Origin of the sequence: Aeribacillus sp. FSL K6-8394, assembly GCF_038008865.1 — a bacterium.
Taxonomy (GTDB): domain Bacteria; phylum Bacillota; class Bacilli; order Bacillales; family Aeribacillaceae; genus Aeribacillus; species Aeribacillus composti.
In genome coordinates, this window is record NZ_JBBPAA010000001.1 from 420,119 (window position 1) to 436,708 (window position 16,590).

The following is a 16,590-nucleotide window of genomic DNA, read 5'->3' on the forward strand; positions in this document are numbered from 1 at the left end:
ACCCTTAAAGATTGGAGGATAGATTTGTGAAAAATGCAGTTTTTTTAGACAGAGACGGCGTTGTAAATGAAGTGATGACCAATCGTGTCCGTTTCGTAAATAAGCCTGAAGATTTTTATTTGTTAAAAGGAGCAGCTGAAGCTGTTGCGCTTTTGAACAGATCCAATTTTGATGTTTTCGTTGTCACAAATCAGGGCGGAGTCGGATTAGGATACATGTCAGAAAAAATGCTCCACAAAATCCATGAAAAAATGGTTCGTGAAATTGAAAAAAAAGGCGGAACGATTAAAGAGGTTGCCTATTGTCCCCACGCACCTAAAGAAGGCTGCGCCTGCCGTAAGCCAGAGCCGAAGATGATTGTTGATTTGGCAAAGAAATATAACATCAATATAGAGAACAGTTATATGATTGGCGATCGTGAAGTGGATATCGCTGCCGGAAAGGCTGCAGGAGCTAAAACGATATTAGTAGGCAGCCGCCATCAAGAAAAAATAGCTGATTTTCATTTTCCGGATTTGCTGTCGGCCGCCCGCTTTATTGTCGGGCAAAGCTAAGCTTTTTTGCGGGTCGTTTTCGTTTTTTTGCCTGCTGCACCGCTTTTTTCTTCTCCCTTTTTATTTAATGATTTTGAGCGTTCGATGCTTGCCTCAAGCGCACTCATTAAATCGACTACGTTCTTTTTTGGAGACGGTTCAGCCGTTTTTGTTTCGTTTTGCTGTACTTTTTGTTCAATTTTTTCTTGAATCCGCAAACGGTATTCATCTTGATATTTCTCCGGTTTGAACGTTGTTGTCAGCTGATCGATAAGCAGCATGGCAGCGTCCAGCTCTTTTTTTTCAATATTGGTATTTTGAGGAACCCCGGGAACGTCACGGGCGTTTCGCACTTCATCTGGATAATGAATCGTTTCCATTAAAATGACGTCCTCATATGTCCGGATGACAGCCAATTGTTGTTTAGAGCGCATTGAAATCTTTCCAATTCCAATCTTCCCTGATTGTTTCAATGCTTCACGAAGCAATGCATACACTTTTTGTCCGTTTTCGCCTGGACCGATATAATATGACCGGTTAAAATAAATCGGATCAATTTCCGGCAAATTCACGAAATCGACGATTTCAACCGTTTTGTCTTCATTTTCTTCCTTCAGAGCTGCTAATTCCTCATCTGTTAAAATAATGAATTTGCCTTGTACATATTCGAACCCTTTCACAATGTCATCGTTGCCAACTTCTTCGTCGCAGTTTGGACAACGTTTTGCGTATTGAATTGGGGTATGGCATTTTTTGTGAAGCTGACGAAATTTCATATCCTTGTCTTCTGTAGCAGAAAACAGTTTGACCGGGATGTTGACGAGCCCGAAGGATATGGAACCTTTCCACATTGTATGCATATTCATTCCGCCTTTCCGTAAGTTACCTTTTCTTTCTCTTTATTTTTTGCGAAAGGATCAGAATGATTTGTGTTAAAAAATGTAAGTTACATACTCGAAAAACGGTTCATACAAATTCCGAAAAAAGAAAAAATCGGTAATTTGCCGATTTTACGGTTGAACCAATTATTTTTTTTCATTTTTTTCTTCTTCGTCAAGAATTCCTTTTGTAGCCAGCTTGAATTCCCGCAGCGTTTTTCCTGCTGCTTTTCCAAGCTCCGGAAGCTTGCTCGGTCCAAAAAGCAAAAGTGCAACGAAAATGATTAAAATAAATTCTGTCCAACCAATTCCCATGTTCTATTCCTCCTAAAAAATGTTCCATTTCATGCCGTTATGCAATCGGAACATGAACAAATAAAACTTATGAAACATCATCCAACATCATTTTACCCTAAACAATATGAAAAATGAAGCATTTGGACGAACATGGGAAAGGATAAAATGTTTGTATTATTTACAAAAGTCTATTTTAAGGCTGTTTTCCGCTAAAATCAGCCTGAGCTTGTGCAATTAAACGCTTTGTCATTTCTCCTCCAACAGATCCGTTTGCGCGTGAGGTAGTATTTGAACCAAGGTGGACACCAAACTCTTGCGCGATTTCCATTTTAAATTGTTCAAGAGCTTGTTCAACTCCTGGAACAATTAATTGATTTCGCCTTGCCATTCGAATTCAACTCCTTTTTGCCTGTTTACGCATAGTTTGCAAAAAAGAAGTGATCTGATGTGTGGAACTTGTTGGTTAAAAATAAACGGTGTAGTTGACCGTAAAATGTTGATATTGGTATGAATTTACCAGCATATAAAAGGAAATGTAAGAAAACTATATAAAAAAACTATTCAGTACAAGCTGACCATTAAATATAAGAGATATCCGCTATATACCGCGTTTGTATCCATCAAGAAAAATTAGTTATACTTATAAAGCAACGAATCGTTCGGGTTTACATATTTTTATTATGAGCTATTAAAGCTTAGTATGACAATTTTATCGGCGTATTATTTTGAAAATATTGAATTTTATAAAAAGGGGTGGAAAAATGCCGATCATTGAGGTAAAAAATTTAACAAAAATTTTTGGTAAAAACCCCGCTCAAGCATTGAAGCTATTAGATGAAGGATTTTCAAAGCATGAAATTTTACAAAAAACCGGACATACAGTGGGAGTGAATCGCGCTTCCTTTTCCGTTGAGGCTGGAGAAATTTTCGTCATTATGGGGTTGTCTGGAAGCGGCAAATCCACATTGATAAGATTGCTCAACCGGTTGATTGAACCGACTAAAGGAAGCATTTTTATCGATGGGGACAATTTGTCAAAAATGGATAAAAAATCATTGCGAGAGGTGCGGAGAAAAAAAATCAGCATGGTTTTTCAACGATTTGCCCTATTTCCGCACCGAACGGTTTTAGAAAATGCAGAATTCGGACTTGAAATTCAAAAGGTCCCAAAAGAAGAACGAAGGGAGAAGGCAATCAAAGCGCTTGAAATGGTCGGATTAGGACAATATTTGGAGCAAAAGCCTAATCAGCTGTCAGGCGGAATGCAGCAGCGCGTAGGACTTGCGAGAGCATTGGCAAATGATCCTGAAGTGCTGTTGATGGATGAGGCCTTTTCAGCCTTGGATCCGCTTATCCGAAAAGAAATGCAGGATGAATTGCTCGATCTTCAAGGGACGATGAAGAAAACCATTATATTTATTACACATGATTTAGATGAGGCTTTGCGGCTTGGAGACCGGATTGCCTTAATGAAAGACGGATCGATTGTGCAAATCGGTACGCCCGAAGAGATTTTAATGAATCCGGCAAACGACTATGTTGAAAAATTCGTTGAAGATGTAGACAGATCGAAAATATTGACGGCGCAGCATATTATGAAACGGCCCGAAACGATCAATATTGAAAAGCATGGACCGCGTGTTGCATTGGAAAGAATGAGAGAAGAAGGGATATCCACCATTTTCGTTGTTGACAGCAAACGGAATCTAAAAGGTTATGTAACAGCTGATGATGCATCAGAAGCAAGAAAAAAAGATGTTCGTGATATTGAAGAAATATTGCGGACAAATGTTCCGAAGGTTGAAAAGGACACACCAATGTATGATATTTTTACGGTCATCCACGACTCGCCGATACCAGTAGCAGTGGTCGAAAAGGAAAAATTAATAGGGATCATCGTTCGCGGGTCAGTCATCGCGGCTCTTGCAGGTGAAAGCGAGGTGAGCACAAACAGTGCTGAATAATGTGTTGGATTTTGTTCCGAAAATTCCAGTTGCGGAAAAGATCAAACAATTTACGGACTGGGTGACAAATTCTTTTTCGTTTTTGTTTGATCCGTTAAAAAAATATTTTGAGGATTTAATGGAATATGTGGCGGATTTGTTGGGGGCTGTGCCGCCTGTTTTAGTCATATTGATCGTTGCCATTATTGCCTTTTTTATAAGTGGAAAAAAGTTTGGCCTGCCGGCATTTTCCATCGTCGGCCTTTGGTTTATTTACAACCAAGAGCTTTGGGATCATTTAATAAGTACATTTACTTTAGTTTTGATCGCAAGTTTATTATCCGTCATCATCGGTATTCCAATAGGTATTTTAATGTCTAAAAGCAGAACAGCGGAAGCAATGATTACTCCTATCTTGGATTTTATGCAAACGATGCCTGCATTTGTCTACTTAATACCTGCCGTTGCTTTTTTTGGCATCGGCATGGTGCCGGGAGTGTTTGCATCATTAATTTTCGCGACACCTCCTACCGTTCGTTTTACGAATTTAGGAATTCGCCAGGTGCCGAAAGAATTGATTGAAGCTTCTGATGCATTCGGTAGCACAGCAGTTCAAAAACTATTTAAAGTAGAACTGCCGATGGCGAGAGCCACAATTATGGCCGGAATCAATCAAACCGTCATGCTGGCATTATCAATGGTTGTCATTGCCTCGATGATTGGAGCGCCGGGTCTTGGAAGAAACGTGTTATCCGCTTTGCAGCGCGCTCAAATTGGTCCCGGATTTGTTGCAGGTATCGGTATTGTCATATTAGCCATCATTATCGACCGCTTCACTCAAAGCATGAACAAAAAGCATGAGCAAGTATAGCAAGTTGGTCTCTTTTCGAATTGAAAAATTAAAAAGGAGTTTTGATATTTATGTTTAAACGAATTTGGAAACGCCTAGGACTTGTTGCCGGAATTTCCTTGTCGCTTTTAGTGGCTGGCTGCGGATCAAACGGGGGATCTGAAGGCGGGGCGGCAGATGAAGGAAAAATAAAATTGGTTTACGTGGAATGGGATACGGAAGTCGCCTCCGCCCATGTCATCAAAAAAGTTTTAGAGGATCAAGGATTCGATGTGGACATTACACCTGTTGATAATGCTGTTATGTGGGAATCTGTTGCAAAAGGTGAGGCAGACGGCATGGTTGCCGCCTGGCTGCCGGCTACTCACGGAGATTTATATGAAGAATATAAAGATCAGCTGGAGGATTTAGGTCCAAACTTGGAAGGTGCGAAAATCGGGCTCGTCGTTCCGAAATATATGGACATTCAATCAATTGAAGAGCTCGATCAATATGCTGGCAAATTAAACAAAACGATTACAGGCATTGAACCTGGAGCGGGCGTTGTAAAATCAGCGGAAAACGCTGTTAAAACATATGAAAGCCTAAAAGGCTGGCAAGTCCAAACATCTTCAAGCGGAGCTATGGCAACGGCTTTAGGGGAAGCTTATAAAAATAAAGAACCAATTGTCGTTACAGGCTGGTCCCCGCATTGGAAATTTGCTGCATATGACTTAAAATTTTTGGAAGATCCGAAAGGCTCCTTTGGGAAAGAAGAACATATATCCACAATCGTTCGAAAGGGATTAAAAGAAGATATGCCGAAAGCATATAAAATTTTGGATCAATTCTCATGGACTGCTGAAGATATTGAACAAGTCATGTTGGAAATTTCAGAAGGCAGTGATCCTGCTAAAGCAGCAGAAGATTGGGTCGAAGCAAATCAAGGTAAAGTGGCAGAATGGACAAAAGGTGTGGAATGATCTATTTTAAGAGGCTGATGCAACGTTGCATCAGCTTTTTATCATTTTTACATGGTCCGGAGCGTCTTTAGTTTTGATCATTTCATTGTTTATTTTTAGTAAAGGCTGTTCTCTAAAAGATTTTTTATATGAAAATTTGTTAAATTACCATAATGTGTTAAAATTATGTTATAAACCTTAAGGTAAGATTTATGTAAAGAGTATGAAGAACATATGTTAGTATTACAAAAATGGGGGTGTGATAATGAGCGAAGACAAAGAAACACCTGGAAGAAGAAGAGAAAGACTAAGACGAGAAGAATTAATACGAAACCCAACTGGAAATATAAACGATGCGTTTAATAGAGCTGAAACTGGAAACCTTGCTGATTTAGTAGGTAGTTTAGGTTGGAAGGGTACTGGAATACTTATTCTTGCGATCATAATAGGTTTTATAGCCGCATCAATATTCTTAAAGTAAGGAGAGTGCTTTGAGGTCTTTTATTATGCACTTCTTAACAATTCCACAGTTGTATCATTTGATTTTTGACAAGCTTAAATAAGCATTTGCTCTAACACGTTTATCAAATGTTAAATCCTTTCTTTATTAATCAACGGAACTAATAAAGGCAGTGATCCAAATAACGAGTTCCAACCCTTTAGAACCTTTCCACCCAACCTTTCAAGCGATTGTGGAAATTGTTAACGTGTTGAATAAGATAAATTCCTTCCTTAACACGTTGCTTTTGGCGTTCATTGACCAACACCCCCTTCAATTTGGCAAGCTTCTTATAATTCGTTGCTGTATCAGTGCATAGCAAAGCTGAAGGATGAATAAACTCACCTACCACAGTTCAATTTCTTCGGCTTTCACACGCCCTGTTCCTGTTTTTCGAGCAATCATATTGCCATTTCTATCTTGTGCTGCGACAACTGCAATTGTAAAATGAGAAATCCCTCTTTTCTTGTCTTTCTCGCCACATTTCTTAACTTTTCTATGTGATTTCACGCTCCCTTAAAAATGTTGCCCTTTGCCGTTTCTTTGTTATTATATAGGTATTGGCTGCTATAAGGAGGGGACTTATTTGAATCATCAAAAAAATGATGTTTATCTTAACATGATGGAAAATAGCTTACAAAGAATTTCAAACCATTTTCATGAAATGGTCAAGATGATGGAAGAAAAAATGGATTTTACATACGAACGTTATACAGCTTTTGAACGAATGAAAAAGGAATTGCTTGAAGACATGAGGGCTCTCGAATTTTACATAAAAGGTTCGGCTAAAAGTAGTCAAGCCCGAAAATAACTTCGGGAATTGCACAACCGCAATTCCCGATCTAAAAGTTAGTTATTATCTATTTTTTGTCGATTCGCTTTCTTTATCGATGAACGCTTTTGCCCTTGTTTGAAAATGATACGTTAAAACAGCCAATACCGCAGCAACCGTCACATGGCAAATGCTGTCGATTTGAGCTTCCGATAAAGAAGTTTGTTTTTGAAGAAGCCTTTTTGTTTGTACGAAAAGTTTTTTTTCAAACTGCCGGTTGTTGTCGATCTCGACATTTTTTACTTGTTCCAACACATCTGTATATAATTTATAAAACATTAACGGACTGATTAAATCATCATTCCGGTCGGAAATCGTATTAAAAACTTTCATCAATAAGGAACGGACAGTTTCAAAGTCGAATATGGTTTTTAAATCTTTTACAATTAACAATAAAGCAGCTTGTTCGACCGAATATTTTTTTCCAAGTTCAGGAGGACCGATGATTTCTTTTATATCACGCTTGACCCAATTTTGAACGGAAGTTGATTTCAAGGAAGTTAGTTCGCAAAAATTTCCTAAGATGACGATTTCATTCGTTGACAGTCCATGCTCTCCTTTGTCTCTTTGTTTGCTCAATTTTTTGATGAAGCCAGGTATTTGGTTTGTTTGATCAGAGGGCAATTGTTGTTTCATCACTTCTTCAGGGGATAATTCGTGTATTCCTTTTAAAGATAGTAATAATTGAACCATAACGGAACGACGTAATTGAATTTTTCCCATAACATCCCCCTTTATTAAACAGCCTACCTTTATTTTTAATAAAAAGATATAAAAAAACAAGCATTTTATATGGAATTAATAAGTTTAGATAAATGTTTCTTGAGTATGAATTTGTAGAAATTGACACAATAACAAATTTTTCAGTTTCGATAATCAAAATTGGAAAAACCTCTTTAAAAAAACTTGTACTTTCTTTATGATAGTATGAACAGTAAAAAAAAGGATTGAACAAGGATGCTAGTAAATATTCGTAATCGATTAGTTTCACTATCACCAGCTCAGATGCTTGCTATTTTTTATTTTTTAGCTATCACAGTTGCGGTCATTTTGCTCAGTTTGCCGTTTGTTCACAAACCGGATGCCGAATGGACGTTTTTGGATGCATTGTTTACTGCTGTTAGTGCAGTAAGTGTAACAGGGCTGACAACTGTTTCAATCATTGATACGTTTACCGTTCCGGGGATTTTTATTTTAATGATTGTTCTCCAAATTGGCGGCATCGGCATCATGACGTTGGGCACATTGTTTTGGTTCGTTTTAGGCAAAAAAATAGGCTTAAGGGAACGTCAGTTGATTATGGTTGATCAAAATCAATTGAATTTGTCCGGCATTGTAAATTTAATGAGGCAAATTATGTTGATGATTTTGATTATTGAACTGATCGGCACCATCATATTAGGCACATATTATTTAAAATATTTTCCGGAATGGAAGGAAGCTTATTTGCATGGCATGTTTTCTGCCATCAGCGCCACAACGAATGCCGGCTTTGATATAAGCGGTTCGTCGCTCGTACCTTTTGCACATGATTATTTTGTCCAAATGGTTCATATTATTTTAATGACGCTGGGAGCTATCGGATTTCCAGTTTTGATTGAGACAAAAAACTTTATTTTGACAATTGGAACAAAAAGGACATACCGGTTTTCTTTGTACACAAAATTGACAACTGTGACATTTTTCGCATTGGTCGTTATTGGAACAATCCTGATCTATCTAATAGAATCAGGAAATTATTTATCTGATAAAAGTTTTCTCGAATCTTTCTTCTATGCTCTGTTTCAATCAGCTACCACAAGGAGCACAGGGCTTTATACAATGGATGTCAGCATGTTCAGCGAGACGACTTTGCTGATTATGTCCATATTTATGTTTATAGGTGCTTCGCCAAGCTCTGTGGGTGGCGGTGTCAGAACGACTACCGTTGCAGTCATTTTGCTAGTTGCCTTTCATTTTGCGAAAGGCTCCAGCACGGTGAAAGTATTTAAACGGGAAATACACCCAGATGATATAAAAAAATCAATTGCCGTTATGACAGTTTCTGTTATTTTGTGCTTAACTTCGATTGTCATATTATCTGCAACAGAACGGTTTACGTTAATGGAAATTATCTTTGAAGTTTGTTCAGCCTTTGGAACAACAGGGCTTTCACTTGGCATTACACCTGAACTTAGTCCGATCGGAAAAATCATAATCATGATCATGATGTTTATTGGTCGGATCGGCATTTTATCGTTTATTTTTTTAATTGGAAAACAAAGGAAGGAAGCCAATTATCATTATCCGAAAGAGCGGGTAATTATTGGATAAAAAAGAATTGTGATAAAATCATAGGGGAGAGGGGGAATTTTTGTGCGGATTCGAAAGCTTTTTTTTAGTGTTTTTGTCGTGCTGGTGCTTTTTTCGGGATGTTCTAAAGATCCAGAGCCAGAGGATCGTTTTGCAGACTTTGTTGCCAATTGGAGAGACCAAAATTTTTCGGAAATGTATGACCAATTGACTGCCAATGTGAAAAAAAATATCAAAAAAGACGAATTTGTTTCCCGCTATGAAAAAATTTATCAAGATTCAGGTGTGAAACAGCTGAAAATCGACTTTAAGAAACCGAAAGAAGAAATAAAGCCTGATAAAAACGGAAATATTACATTCCCATTTGCTGTTTCAATGGAAACATTAGCGGGGAAAATAAGCTTTGAAAACAAAGCCGTTTTAAAAAAAGAAGAAACAGATAATGGAAACGATTGGCGAATTGAATGGAATCCTTCCTATATTTTTCCTCAGCTTGATGAAGGAGAAGAAATTTCCATCCAGCCGATCGCGCCGGAAAGAGGGGAGATTTTTGACCGAAATGGAAAAGGACTTGCCATCAATGGCCTGTTGTTTGAAATCGGTGTAGTACCGGGAGAAATGAAGGAGCAAAAAGAAACCATTTTGGAACAAACAGCGAAGCTTCTTGAAGTTTCCAAGGAGGAAATTGAGAGAAAATTATCCCAAGGCTGGGTGAAGGAGGACTCATTCGTCCCGCTGAAAATCGTAAATCCGGCTGACACAGAGCTTGTCAACAAACTTTTAGCCATTCCTTCCGTTAAGAAAAAAAATGTAACGGGAAGAATGTATCCTTTTGGCGAGAGCGCTGCCCACTTGACTGGCTATTTGCGGTCAATGTATAAAGAAGAGCTTGAGAAATATGAGGAAAAAGGGTACAGCTCTTCTGAGCAAATTGGCGCAGCTGGATTGGAGCAAGTTTTTGAAGATGAGCTGCACGGAACGACAGGCTGGATCATCAAAGTAAAAGGAACAGATGAAGTGATCGCCAAAAAAGAAGCTGAGAACGGAAACGATATTTACCTTACAATTGATGCTGATCTTCAGCAAAATATTTACAAAGAATTATCAACTGATTCCGGTGCAAGTGTCGCAATCAATCCAAAAACCGGAGAAACTCTGGCTATGGTCAGTGCGCCGTCCTATGATCCGAACGATTTTTTGACGGAATACAAGAAGAAAAAAGATGATCCGAATAAACCGTTTATGGCTAAGTTCAAAAATTTGTATACACCTGGTTCTGTTTTAAAGCCGCTCACAGCAGCGATTGGGCTCAATACCGGAACGATTGATCCGAATAAAAAGATTTCCATTCCAAAAGATACTTGGCAAAAAGACGGGAGCTGGGGCAATTATTATATTAAGCGGGTTCCATCCCCTGCAACACAAGTTGATTTGCGCGCTGCTCTTGCCTATTCAGATAATATTTACTTCGCTCAGGCTGCTTTAAATATTGGAGCCGAAAAATTTATAAAAGGACTAGAGTCCTTTGCATTTCATGAAAAAATTGATTTTCCGTTTCCTGTTGAAACATCGAAAATTGCAAATAACGGTATGGATAATGAAGTGCTTTTAGCCGATTCTGGATATGGACAGGGACAAATTCAAATCACTCCTTTTCATTTATCATACACCTTTACAGTATTTATCAATGGCGGAAACATGATTAAGCCCGTATTAATAAAAGAAGAAGGGAAGACACCATCCAATTGGAAAAGCCATGTTGTTTCAAAGGAACATGCGAATTTGATTTTTCAAGATTTGATTCAAGTGGTGGAGGATCCGAACGGAACAGCGTATAAACCTCGAACTCCAGGATTGAAGCTGGCTGGAAAAACAGGAACGGCAGAGCTGAAAGCGGCAAAAGGAGAAAAAGGTCAGGAAAACGGTTGGTTTGTTGCTGTTGATGCGGATAAAAAAGATCTTTTAATAACGATGATGATTGAACGTGTTGAAAATCGCGGAGGAAGCCATTACGTGGTTTCGAAAGTAAAAAATATTTTCAAAGCTAGAAAGTAAAAAAGGTCAACCATCCATTGCGAAGATGAATAGAATAAACGAATTTCAGTGATGTCATGAATCGCTTCTTTCATTGTTTGGCAGTTTTTCGAAATTACGCCAAATAAGAGCGGTTCTTTTTTTATGCAAACAAAGTGCTAAATCATCACTTTTTTTAGCTGCAAAACAGAAAACGGTCCAAAATTGCCGAATAGCTTGAAGTATAAAACATCAAAATTGCCGCATAACCCGTTATAAAAGAAGCACAAAATACCCTTGCGGAGTAATCGAAAAAACTTCTAAAACATTGACGATTGGGCATCCATATGGAAGCACATCCCTTTTTCCATCTTTTATAGAAACAGCTGAATAAATGGTTTGTTTCTGAAAAAGATAAAAAAGAAAGGAGCATTCCTGTTAGAAGTTTTTTCGGGGACTTGAATAAAAAAAGCCCTCTTGGTATGATTCGGGGGTGTCAATCGCACGAATTGACCCCTAATTTGGATACCAAGGAGGACTATACATGAATTCTATCTCAAACAAGAAGATTAATCAAGTCACCGATCAAACGCTCGTCGTTGGCATGGATATCGCGAAAAAGAAGCATTACGCCTGCTTTGTGGATGAGCGAGGGAGGGTGCTGAAAAAATCGTTTCCCGTTCCGCAATCCAGAGAAGGGTTGGAATGGTTGTACCAGTGCATCGTGAAAGCGATGGAGGAATTTGAAAAAACGGAAGTGATCGTTGGCATCGAGCCAACGGGACATTATTGGCTCAATCTCGCTTACTTTCTTGACGAGAAGGGCATTCCTCTCGTCATGACAAACCCGATGCACGTGAAGCGCTCCAAAGAGCTGGACGACAATCTTCCAACCAAGCATGATGCGAAAGACGCGCTCGTCATTGCCCGGTTAGTGAAAGACGGCCGATTCAGCTATCCGCGCATTCTGAAAGGGATGGAGGCCGAACTGCGCGTTGGAGCGACATTTCGCTCCAAATTGGTGGAAGAACAGGGAGCGATTCGAAATCAAATGATTCGCTGGCTTGATCGATATTTTCCAGAGTTTTCCCAAGTCTTCCCGTCATTTGGGAAAATGGCGCTCGCGGTGCTGGAATATACGCCATTTCCGAGTGATCTGGCAGGAAAAGAGCTGGAAGAGGTGCTGGCCCTTTACCGGCAAAGTGAGGGATTACAATCGCCACAAAAACCGAAAGCGAAGAAGTTGATGGAATTGGCCCAACACTCCATTGGCGTAACGGAAGGACAACAGATGGCCCGTATCGAAATTGCCACGCTTGTCCGCCGATATCGCCAGCTGGAAAAAGAGATCGAGGCATTGACAGAACAGCTGATTGAACTAGTTCAAACCTCCGTCGAATACGAATGGCTGAAGACCGTTCCGGGCTTAGGCGATGCGACCATCGTAGAACTGTTATCAGAGATCGGGAGTTTCTCCCATTATCAGGATCCGCGGCAGCTTATCAAATTAGCGGGCCTGACGCTGCGGGAACATTCCTCCGGCCAACACAAAGGGCAAAAACGGATCTCCAAGCGTGGAAGAAGGCGGTTGCGCGCCCTCCTCTTCCGCGTGATGATGCCGATGATCCGCCACAACGAAGCGTTTCGGCAGCTGCACGACTATTACACGACACGTCCTGATAATCCGTTGCGGAAGAAGCAATCGATTGTGGTGTTATGCGGAAAATTATTGAAGGTATTGCACGCTGTATGTACGAAGCACCAAGCGTTCGATGCGAAGCGAATGATGCAGGACATCTTTGGCCTCGAAACGGCTGCTTGATGCCTATAGTCTCGATTCTCTAGACAACAAGGATGACACGGAGAAGCTGGCGCGATATCATCCATTCGACCTTGAGTCCCTAAAGGAGCTTAGCCGGCCTCTGCCTGATGACTAGACCGAACGAAGGAATGTAGGCGCAAGGATGCCAAGAGACATGGGAGGGTTCGTCATCATCAGCGATGCAGAGATCCACGGTGCATCCCATACGCTTCCCCCACTACAACCAAATTTAACCAGTAGTGGCCGCGAAGCGTACCCAGTCAATGTAAGATATACACATATTTAAGAAATAATGTTAGGAACTTTGTCGAAAAATATTTTTTTGACACCCCTGAAACGGCTACAACCGTTGATATATCAACATTTATAGAGGGAGGATGCAGATTGAAGAGGAAACAAGCATATAATCAGGCAGAAAAAACGAGCAAAACACCGACAGAAAGCCTTCCTGAAAAAGAATTTTCAGCATCCTATACAGATGAAGACCCGATGAAAGGGGCTAACCGAAATTCAAAAAAGGGGAAAGCACATGGAACATAATAAAAACGTAAAGAACAAAAAAGATGTGAAACAAGATTTGGAATTTGGCAATGAACTGGGAGATTTTAATGCTGCGAAAATTTACGATATTTTAGAAGAAAACAAAAGAAAAACAAAAACAAAAGGTGAGGGATGTTAAGCTTCCCTCACCTTTTTCAGCGCAGTATACGGAAAAGAAAACATATGCGGCTGGTGATCGCTATAGTTGTAATAAACTAACAAAATTGCCGGCTCTTTTACTAATATCTTTTTTTGCAAATACAGCTCAGGATGAAATGGAAGAATTTCTAAAACCGTATGCTTATATAAATCTTTTTCCGAAAGAGACAGATTTAAAAAGGTTTTTCCAAGCATTTCAGGGTTGGACAGGATAAATTGATAGATTGCTGATTGCTCCTGTTTTTTAAGCTTTTCATCCCACCATGGCTTTCGCGGCTTTTGCTTCTGATTGCGCAAATAATCGTATTTCAGAAACCCTTCAACAATTGGCAAATGTTCTCGTTTGCGTTCTTGAATAAACGAAAATAATCTTCGAAACAAATCTTCGAGCTGATGACCAATTCTTGCCCATCCGCGTTCATCCCAGTAGGCGCCAAATTCTTGAAAGAAATCAAAAGGCGTCTCAAACACTTCTTCTACTAAATATTCTACTGTCGCGTCCATTCGATGGTCGTTCCAAAATTTCTCAAGAACATCTTCCACCTGTTTAATTTTGAGAATATCTTCAAAAGAGAGAACGTTGTTGCTTAAAATTTCGTATGGCGGTTCATCCATATACACGTAGCCAAAATGTTTAGCTCCAATTCGAAGACCAGTCCCTCTGAGCATTTTTAAAAAACCAAGCTGCAGTTCTTCAGGTCTTAATGCAAACACATCGTTAAAAGTTTTTCGAAAAGAGTTGTAGTCTTCTTCAGGAAGTCCGGCAATTAAATCAAGGTGCTGATCTATTTTTCCGCCTTGTTTGATCATCGTCACCGTTCTGGACAGTTTTGCGAAGTTTTGCTTCCGTTTCACTAATTCGTTTGTGAAATCGTTTGTTGATTGAACGCCGATCTCGAATCGGAAAAGTCCTTTCGGTGCGTTGTCATTTAAAAACTGAATCACTTCCGGGCGCATAATGTCGCCAGTTATTTCGAACTGGAACACGACGCCCGGAACATGTTCATCAATTAAAAATTGAAACATGTCCATCGCATATTTCCGGCTGATGTTAAACGTTCGGTCGACAAATTTAATTGTTTTCGCACCGTTTTTCATTAAATAGCGAATATCTTCCTTGATTTTCTCCCGATCAAAATAACGAACCCCAACCTCAATGGAAGATAAGCAAAATTGGCAGTTGAAGGGGCAGCCGCGGCTCGTTTCAATATAAACAATCCGTTTGCTAAGATGTGGCACATCTTCTTCAAATCGAAAAGGCGACGGCATCATTCGCAGATCAATTTTGTTTCTCTGCGGATTTACAATGACTGCTCCGTCTTTTCGAAAAGCTAAACCGCTCACGTTTTCCCATTCTTGGTTTCCATGTGCTTCCCGCAAAAACTGCTTAAACGTTTCTTCCCCTTCTCCTACGATAATAAAATCAATCTCTGGGATTTTTTCAAGCCATTCTTTCGTATCATATGATACTTCAGGCCCACCAAAGACAATGATGGTTTCCGGCTTTATTTTTTTCAGTATTTTCGCCACTTTGATTGTTTCTGCAATGTTCCATATGTAACAGCTAAAACCGATTATGTCCGGTTTTTTTCGAAACAAATCTGTTACAATGTTCATCGCGGGATCTTTTATCGTATATTCTGCCATTTGAACTTGAAATTCTGGCTCGGCATATGCTTTTAAATAACGTATAGCCAAGTTCATATGAATGTATTTGGCATTTAATGAACTGACAATGATGTTCATATTTCCACACCTTTTTCATAATGGATATTGAGAAGTAGCGATTTTCTACATTATTGTAACATATTCTTTTCAAATAAGAAGAAGCAGGGATTCACCCTTTTGATAAGTTTTTCGTACGCGTTCTTTTCCGTTTCTATCAAGTCTACAGCTATAAAGCATATTCGTCGAGTGTTTTTGTCATTTTAACTGGTACAGTAAAAGTGAGTTACATATTAGACGTTCGTAACGGATGAAGCATTGTTTAAGAGTTTAGACAAATTTCTCTTTTTTTATGATGAAGTTTCATTCAGTCATTTGCGCGATTTCGGAGACACAGGTCTATGATTCCTTCCAAAAAAGTTGTCAAAAAAGAAAAAGTTTATGGTTAGACGCTGTTATTTTTTCGCCAACACTTTGATTTTTATAAGTCTTTTCCAGTAAAATAAATGTACCGATATTTTGGACTTCATTTTGTTTAGTTGAACTTTGGGGTGAAGCAAATGGAATATAAACAAATCAAACCGAGAAAGCTTTATGAAGAAGTGGCGGAAGCCCTTTTAGATATGATTAAAAAAGGAGAAATAAAACCAGGAGAAAAATTGGAATCCGTTCATCAGCTTGCTGAAAATTTTCAAGTCGGCCGTGCAGCGATTCGTGAAGCATTAAGCGCATTACGAGCAATGGGGATTGTTGAAATGAAACAAGGGGAAGGAACGTTTGTAAAAGAGTTTGATCCCATGTCATTCACGTTTTCTCTTTCGACAGCGGCGTTAATGAATATGAAAGATATTGAACATTTATTAGAGGTTAGAAAAATATTAGAAGTCGGTGCTGCATTTACTGCTGCAGCAAAGCGGACGGAGCAAAATCTCCATGATATGAAAGCTGCGCTTGACGAAATGCTTATCCATATAAACGATGAAGAATTAGGAGAAAAAGCGGATTGGAAGTTTCATAAAGCGATCGCAGCCGCTACGCAAAACCCCATTTTATTAAGCTTAATGAACAATGTAGCCGACATGATTGTTGAAACGATGCGGGAAACACGAAAAATTTGGCTTTATTCAGAGCAAGTAACCGCAGAACGAATTTTTCAAGAGCATAAAGCCATCTTTACAGCAATTGAACAACAAAACGCGGAAGAAGCACAGCATTTAATGCTCGCACACCTGACAAATGTTGAAAAGGTTTTGAAAAAACATCATAAAGCCCATATAAAAACAGGGGCTAAAACAGAGTCTTTTTAACTAGGAATTGACATATGAT

The 16,590-nt window shown here is 39.2% G+C and carries 17 protein-coding genes and 1 pseudogene; 12 read left to right on the forward strand and 6 right to left on the reverse strand.

Annotation, left to right across the window (positions count from 1 at the left end):
* Nucleotides 1–26 precede the first annotated feature (26 nt).
* The gene (locus NSR00_RS01885; RefSeq protein ID WP_340786632.1) at nucleotides 27–554 is read left to right on the forward strand and encodes a D-glycero-alpha-D-manno-heptose-1,7-bisphosphate 7-phosphatase; all 528 of its coding nucleotides are present in this window, start codon (nucleotides 27–29) and stop codon (nucleotides 552–554) included.
* On the opposite strand, the gene ku is transcribed toward NSR00_RS01885, so the two are convergent.
* From ku to NSR00_RS01900, 3 genes are all read right to left on the reverse strand, one after another.
* Entirely contained in the window at nucleotides 551–1,393 is an 843-nt protein-coding gene (gene ku / locus NSR00_RS01890; RefSeq protein WP_340786633.1) for a non-homologous end joining protein Ku, read from the reverse strand. The genes NSR00_RS01885 and ku overlap by 4 nt on opposite strands.
* A gap of 165 nt (nucleotides 1,394–1,558) precedes the next feature.
* Complete coding sequence (locus tag NSR00_RS01895) at nucleotides 1,559–1,726, reverse strand: twin-arginine translocase TatA/TatE family subunit (protein ID WP_063389384.1); 168 nt, start codon at nucleotides 1,724–1,726, stop codon at nucleotides 1,559–1,561.
* A gap of 175 nt (nucleotides 1,727–1,901) precedes the next feature.
* The gene (locus NSR00_RS01900) at nucleotides 1,902–2,096 is read right to left on the reverse strand and encodes an alpha/beta-type small acid-soluble spore protein (RefSeq protein WP_063389383.1); all 195 of its coding nucleotides are present in this window, start codon (nucleotides 2,094–2,096) and stop codon (nucleotides 1,902–1,904) included.
* A 373-nt stretch (nucleotides 2,097–2,469) separates the two neighbouring features.
* On the opposite strand from NSR00_RS01900, the gene NSR00_RS01905 reads away from it, so the two are divergent.
* From NSR00_RS01905 to NSR00_RS01920, 4 genes are all read left to right on the forward strand, one after another.
* Nucleotides 2,470–3,672, forward strand: coding sequence for a quaternary amine ABC transporter ATP-binding protein (locus NSR00_RS01905; protein WP_063389382.1), 1,203 nt, complete (start codon nucleotides 2,470–2,472; stop codon nucleotides 3,670–3,672).
* The gene (locus NSR00_RS01910) at nucleotides 3,662–4,522 is read left to right on the forward strand and encodes an ABC transporter permease (protein WP_340786635.1); all 861 of its coding nucleotides are present in this window, start codon (nucleotides 3,662–3,664) and stop codon (nucleotides 4,520–4,522) included. The genes NSR00_RS01905 and NSR00_RS01910 overlap by 11 nt, the downstream gene beginning before the upstream one ends.
* Before the next feature lie 50 nt (nucleotides 4,523–4,572).
* Nucleotides 4,573–5,463: a glycine betaine ABC transporter substrate-binding protein gene (locus NSR00_RS01915; RefSeq protein WP_066250827.1), complete on the forward strand. Its 891-nt coding sequence runs from the start codon at nucleotides 4,573–4,575 to the stop codon at nucleotides 5,461–5,463.
* Nucleotides 5,464–5,707: 244 nt separating this feature from the next.
* Nucleotides 5,708–5,923, forward strand: a complete 216-nt coding sequence (locus NSR00_RS01920) for a DUF6366 family protein (RefSeq protein WP_327863593.1) — start codon at nucleotides 5,708–5,710, stop codon at nucleotides 5,921–5,923.
* Between the two features lie 74 nt (nucleotides 5,924–5,997).
* On the opposite strand, the pseudogene NSR00_RS01925 reads toward NSR00_RS01920, so the two are convergent.
* Nucleotides 5,998–6,439, reverse strand: a pseudogene (locus NSR00_RS01925) (IS1595 family transposase); the annotation flags it as partial.
* A gap of 88 nt (nucleotides 6,440–6,527) precedes the next feature.
* On the opposite strand from NSR00_RS01925, the gene NSR00_RS01930 reads away from it, so the two are divergent.
* A complete protein-coding gene (locus NSR00_RS01930; protein WP_063389379.1) occupies nucleotides 6,528–6,752 on the forward strand; it encodes a hypothetical protein in 225 nt (74 codons plus the stop codon).
* Between the two features lie 45 nt (nucleotides 6,753–6,797).
* On the opposite strand, the gene NSR00_RS01935 is transcribed toward NSR00_RS01930, so the two are convergent.
* Nucleotides 6,798–7,496, reverse strand: a complete 699-nt coding sequence (locus NSR00_RS01935; protein WP_340786638.1) for a DUF1836 domain-containing protein — start codon at nucleotides 7,494–7,496, stop codon at nucleotides 6,798–6,800.
* 234 nt (nucleotides 7,497–7,730) lie between these two features.
* On the opposite strand from NSR00_RS01935, the gene NSR00_RS01940 reads away from it, so the two are divergent.
* The 5 genes from NSR00_RS01940 (at nucleotide 7,731) to NSR00_RS01960 (ending at nucleotide 13,579) form a co-directional block, all read left to right on the forward strand.
* Nucleotides 7,731–9,086 (forward strand): TrkH family potassium uptake protein, encoded by a 1,356-nt coding sequence (locus tag NSR00_RS01940; protein WP_340786640.1) that lies wholly within the window; start codon nucleotides 7,731–7,733, stop codon nucleotides 9,084–9,086.
* Between the two features lie 42 nt (nucleotides 9,087–9,128).
* Nucleotides 9,129–11,120, forward strand: coding sequence for a penicillin-binding transpeptidase domain-containing protein (locus NSR00_RS01945; protein ID WP_340786642.1), 1,992 nt, complete (start codon nucleotides 9,129–9,131; stop codon nucleotides 11,118–11,120).
* Nucleotides 11,121–11,622: 502 nt separating this feature from the next.
* Complete coding sequence (locus NSR00_RS01950; protein ID WP_340786644.1) at nucleotides 11,623–12,900, forward strand: IS110 family transposase; 1,278 nt, start codon at nucleotides 11,623–11,625, stop codon at nucleotides 12,898–12,900.
* A 384-nt stretch (nucleotides 12,901–13,284) separates the two neighbouring features.
* Nucleotides 13,285–13,440 carry a hypothetical protein gene (locus NSR00_RS01955; protein ID WP_162877044.1) on the forward strand — a complete coding sequence of 52 codons (156 nt, stop codon included), beginning with the start codon at nucleotides 13,285–13,287 and terminating at the stop codon, nucleotides 13,438–13,440.
* Nucleotides 13,430–13,579: a hypothetical protein gene (locus tag NSR00_RS01960; protein WP_186439327.1), complete on the forward strand. Its 150-nt coding sequence runs from the start codon at nucleotides 13,430–13,432 to the stop codon at nucleotides 13,577–13,579. The genes NSR00_RS01955 and NSR00_RS01960 overlap by 11 nt, the downstream gene beginning before the upstream one ends.
* On the opposite strand, the gene NSR00_RS01965 is transcribed toward NSR00_RS01960, so the two are convergent.
* On the reverse strand, nucleotides 13,576–15,345 hold the full coding sequence (locus NSR00_RS01965) for a B12-binding domain-containing radical SAM protein (protein WP_340786647.1): 1,770 nt from the start codon (nucleotides 15,343–15,345) through the stop codon (nucleotides 13,576–13,578). The two genes, NSR00_RS01960 and NSR00_RS01965, sit on opposite strands and share 4 nt — an antisense overlap.
* 479 nt (nucleotides 15,346–15,824) lie before the next feature.
* Here NSR00_RS01965 and NSR00_RS01970 point away from each other — a divergent pair, with 479 nt between their 5' ends.
* On the forward strand, nucleotides 15,825–16,571 hold the full coding sequence (locus tag NSR00_RS01970; RefSeq protein ID WP_063389375.1) for a FadR/GntR family transcriptional regulator: 747 nt from the start codon (nucleotides 15,825–15,827) through the stop codon (nucleotides 16,569–16,571).
* Nucleotides 16,572–16,590 lie beyond the last annotated feature (19 nt).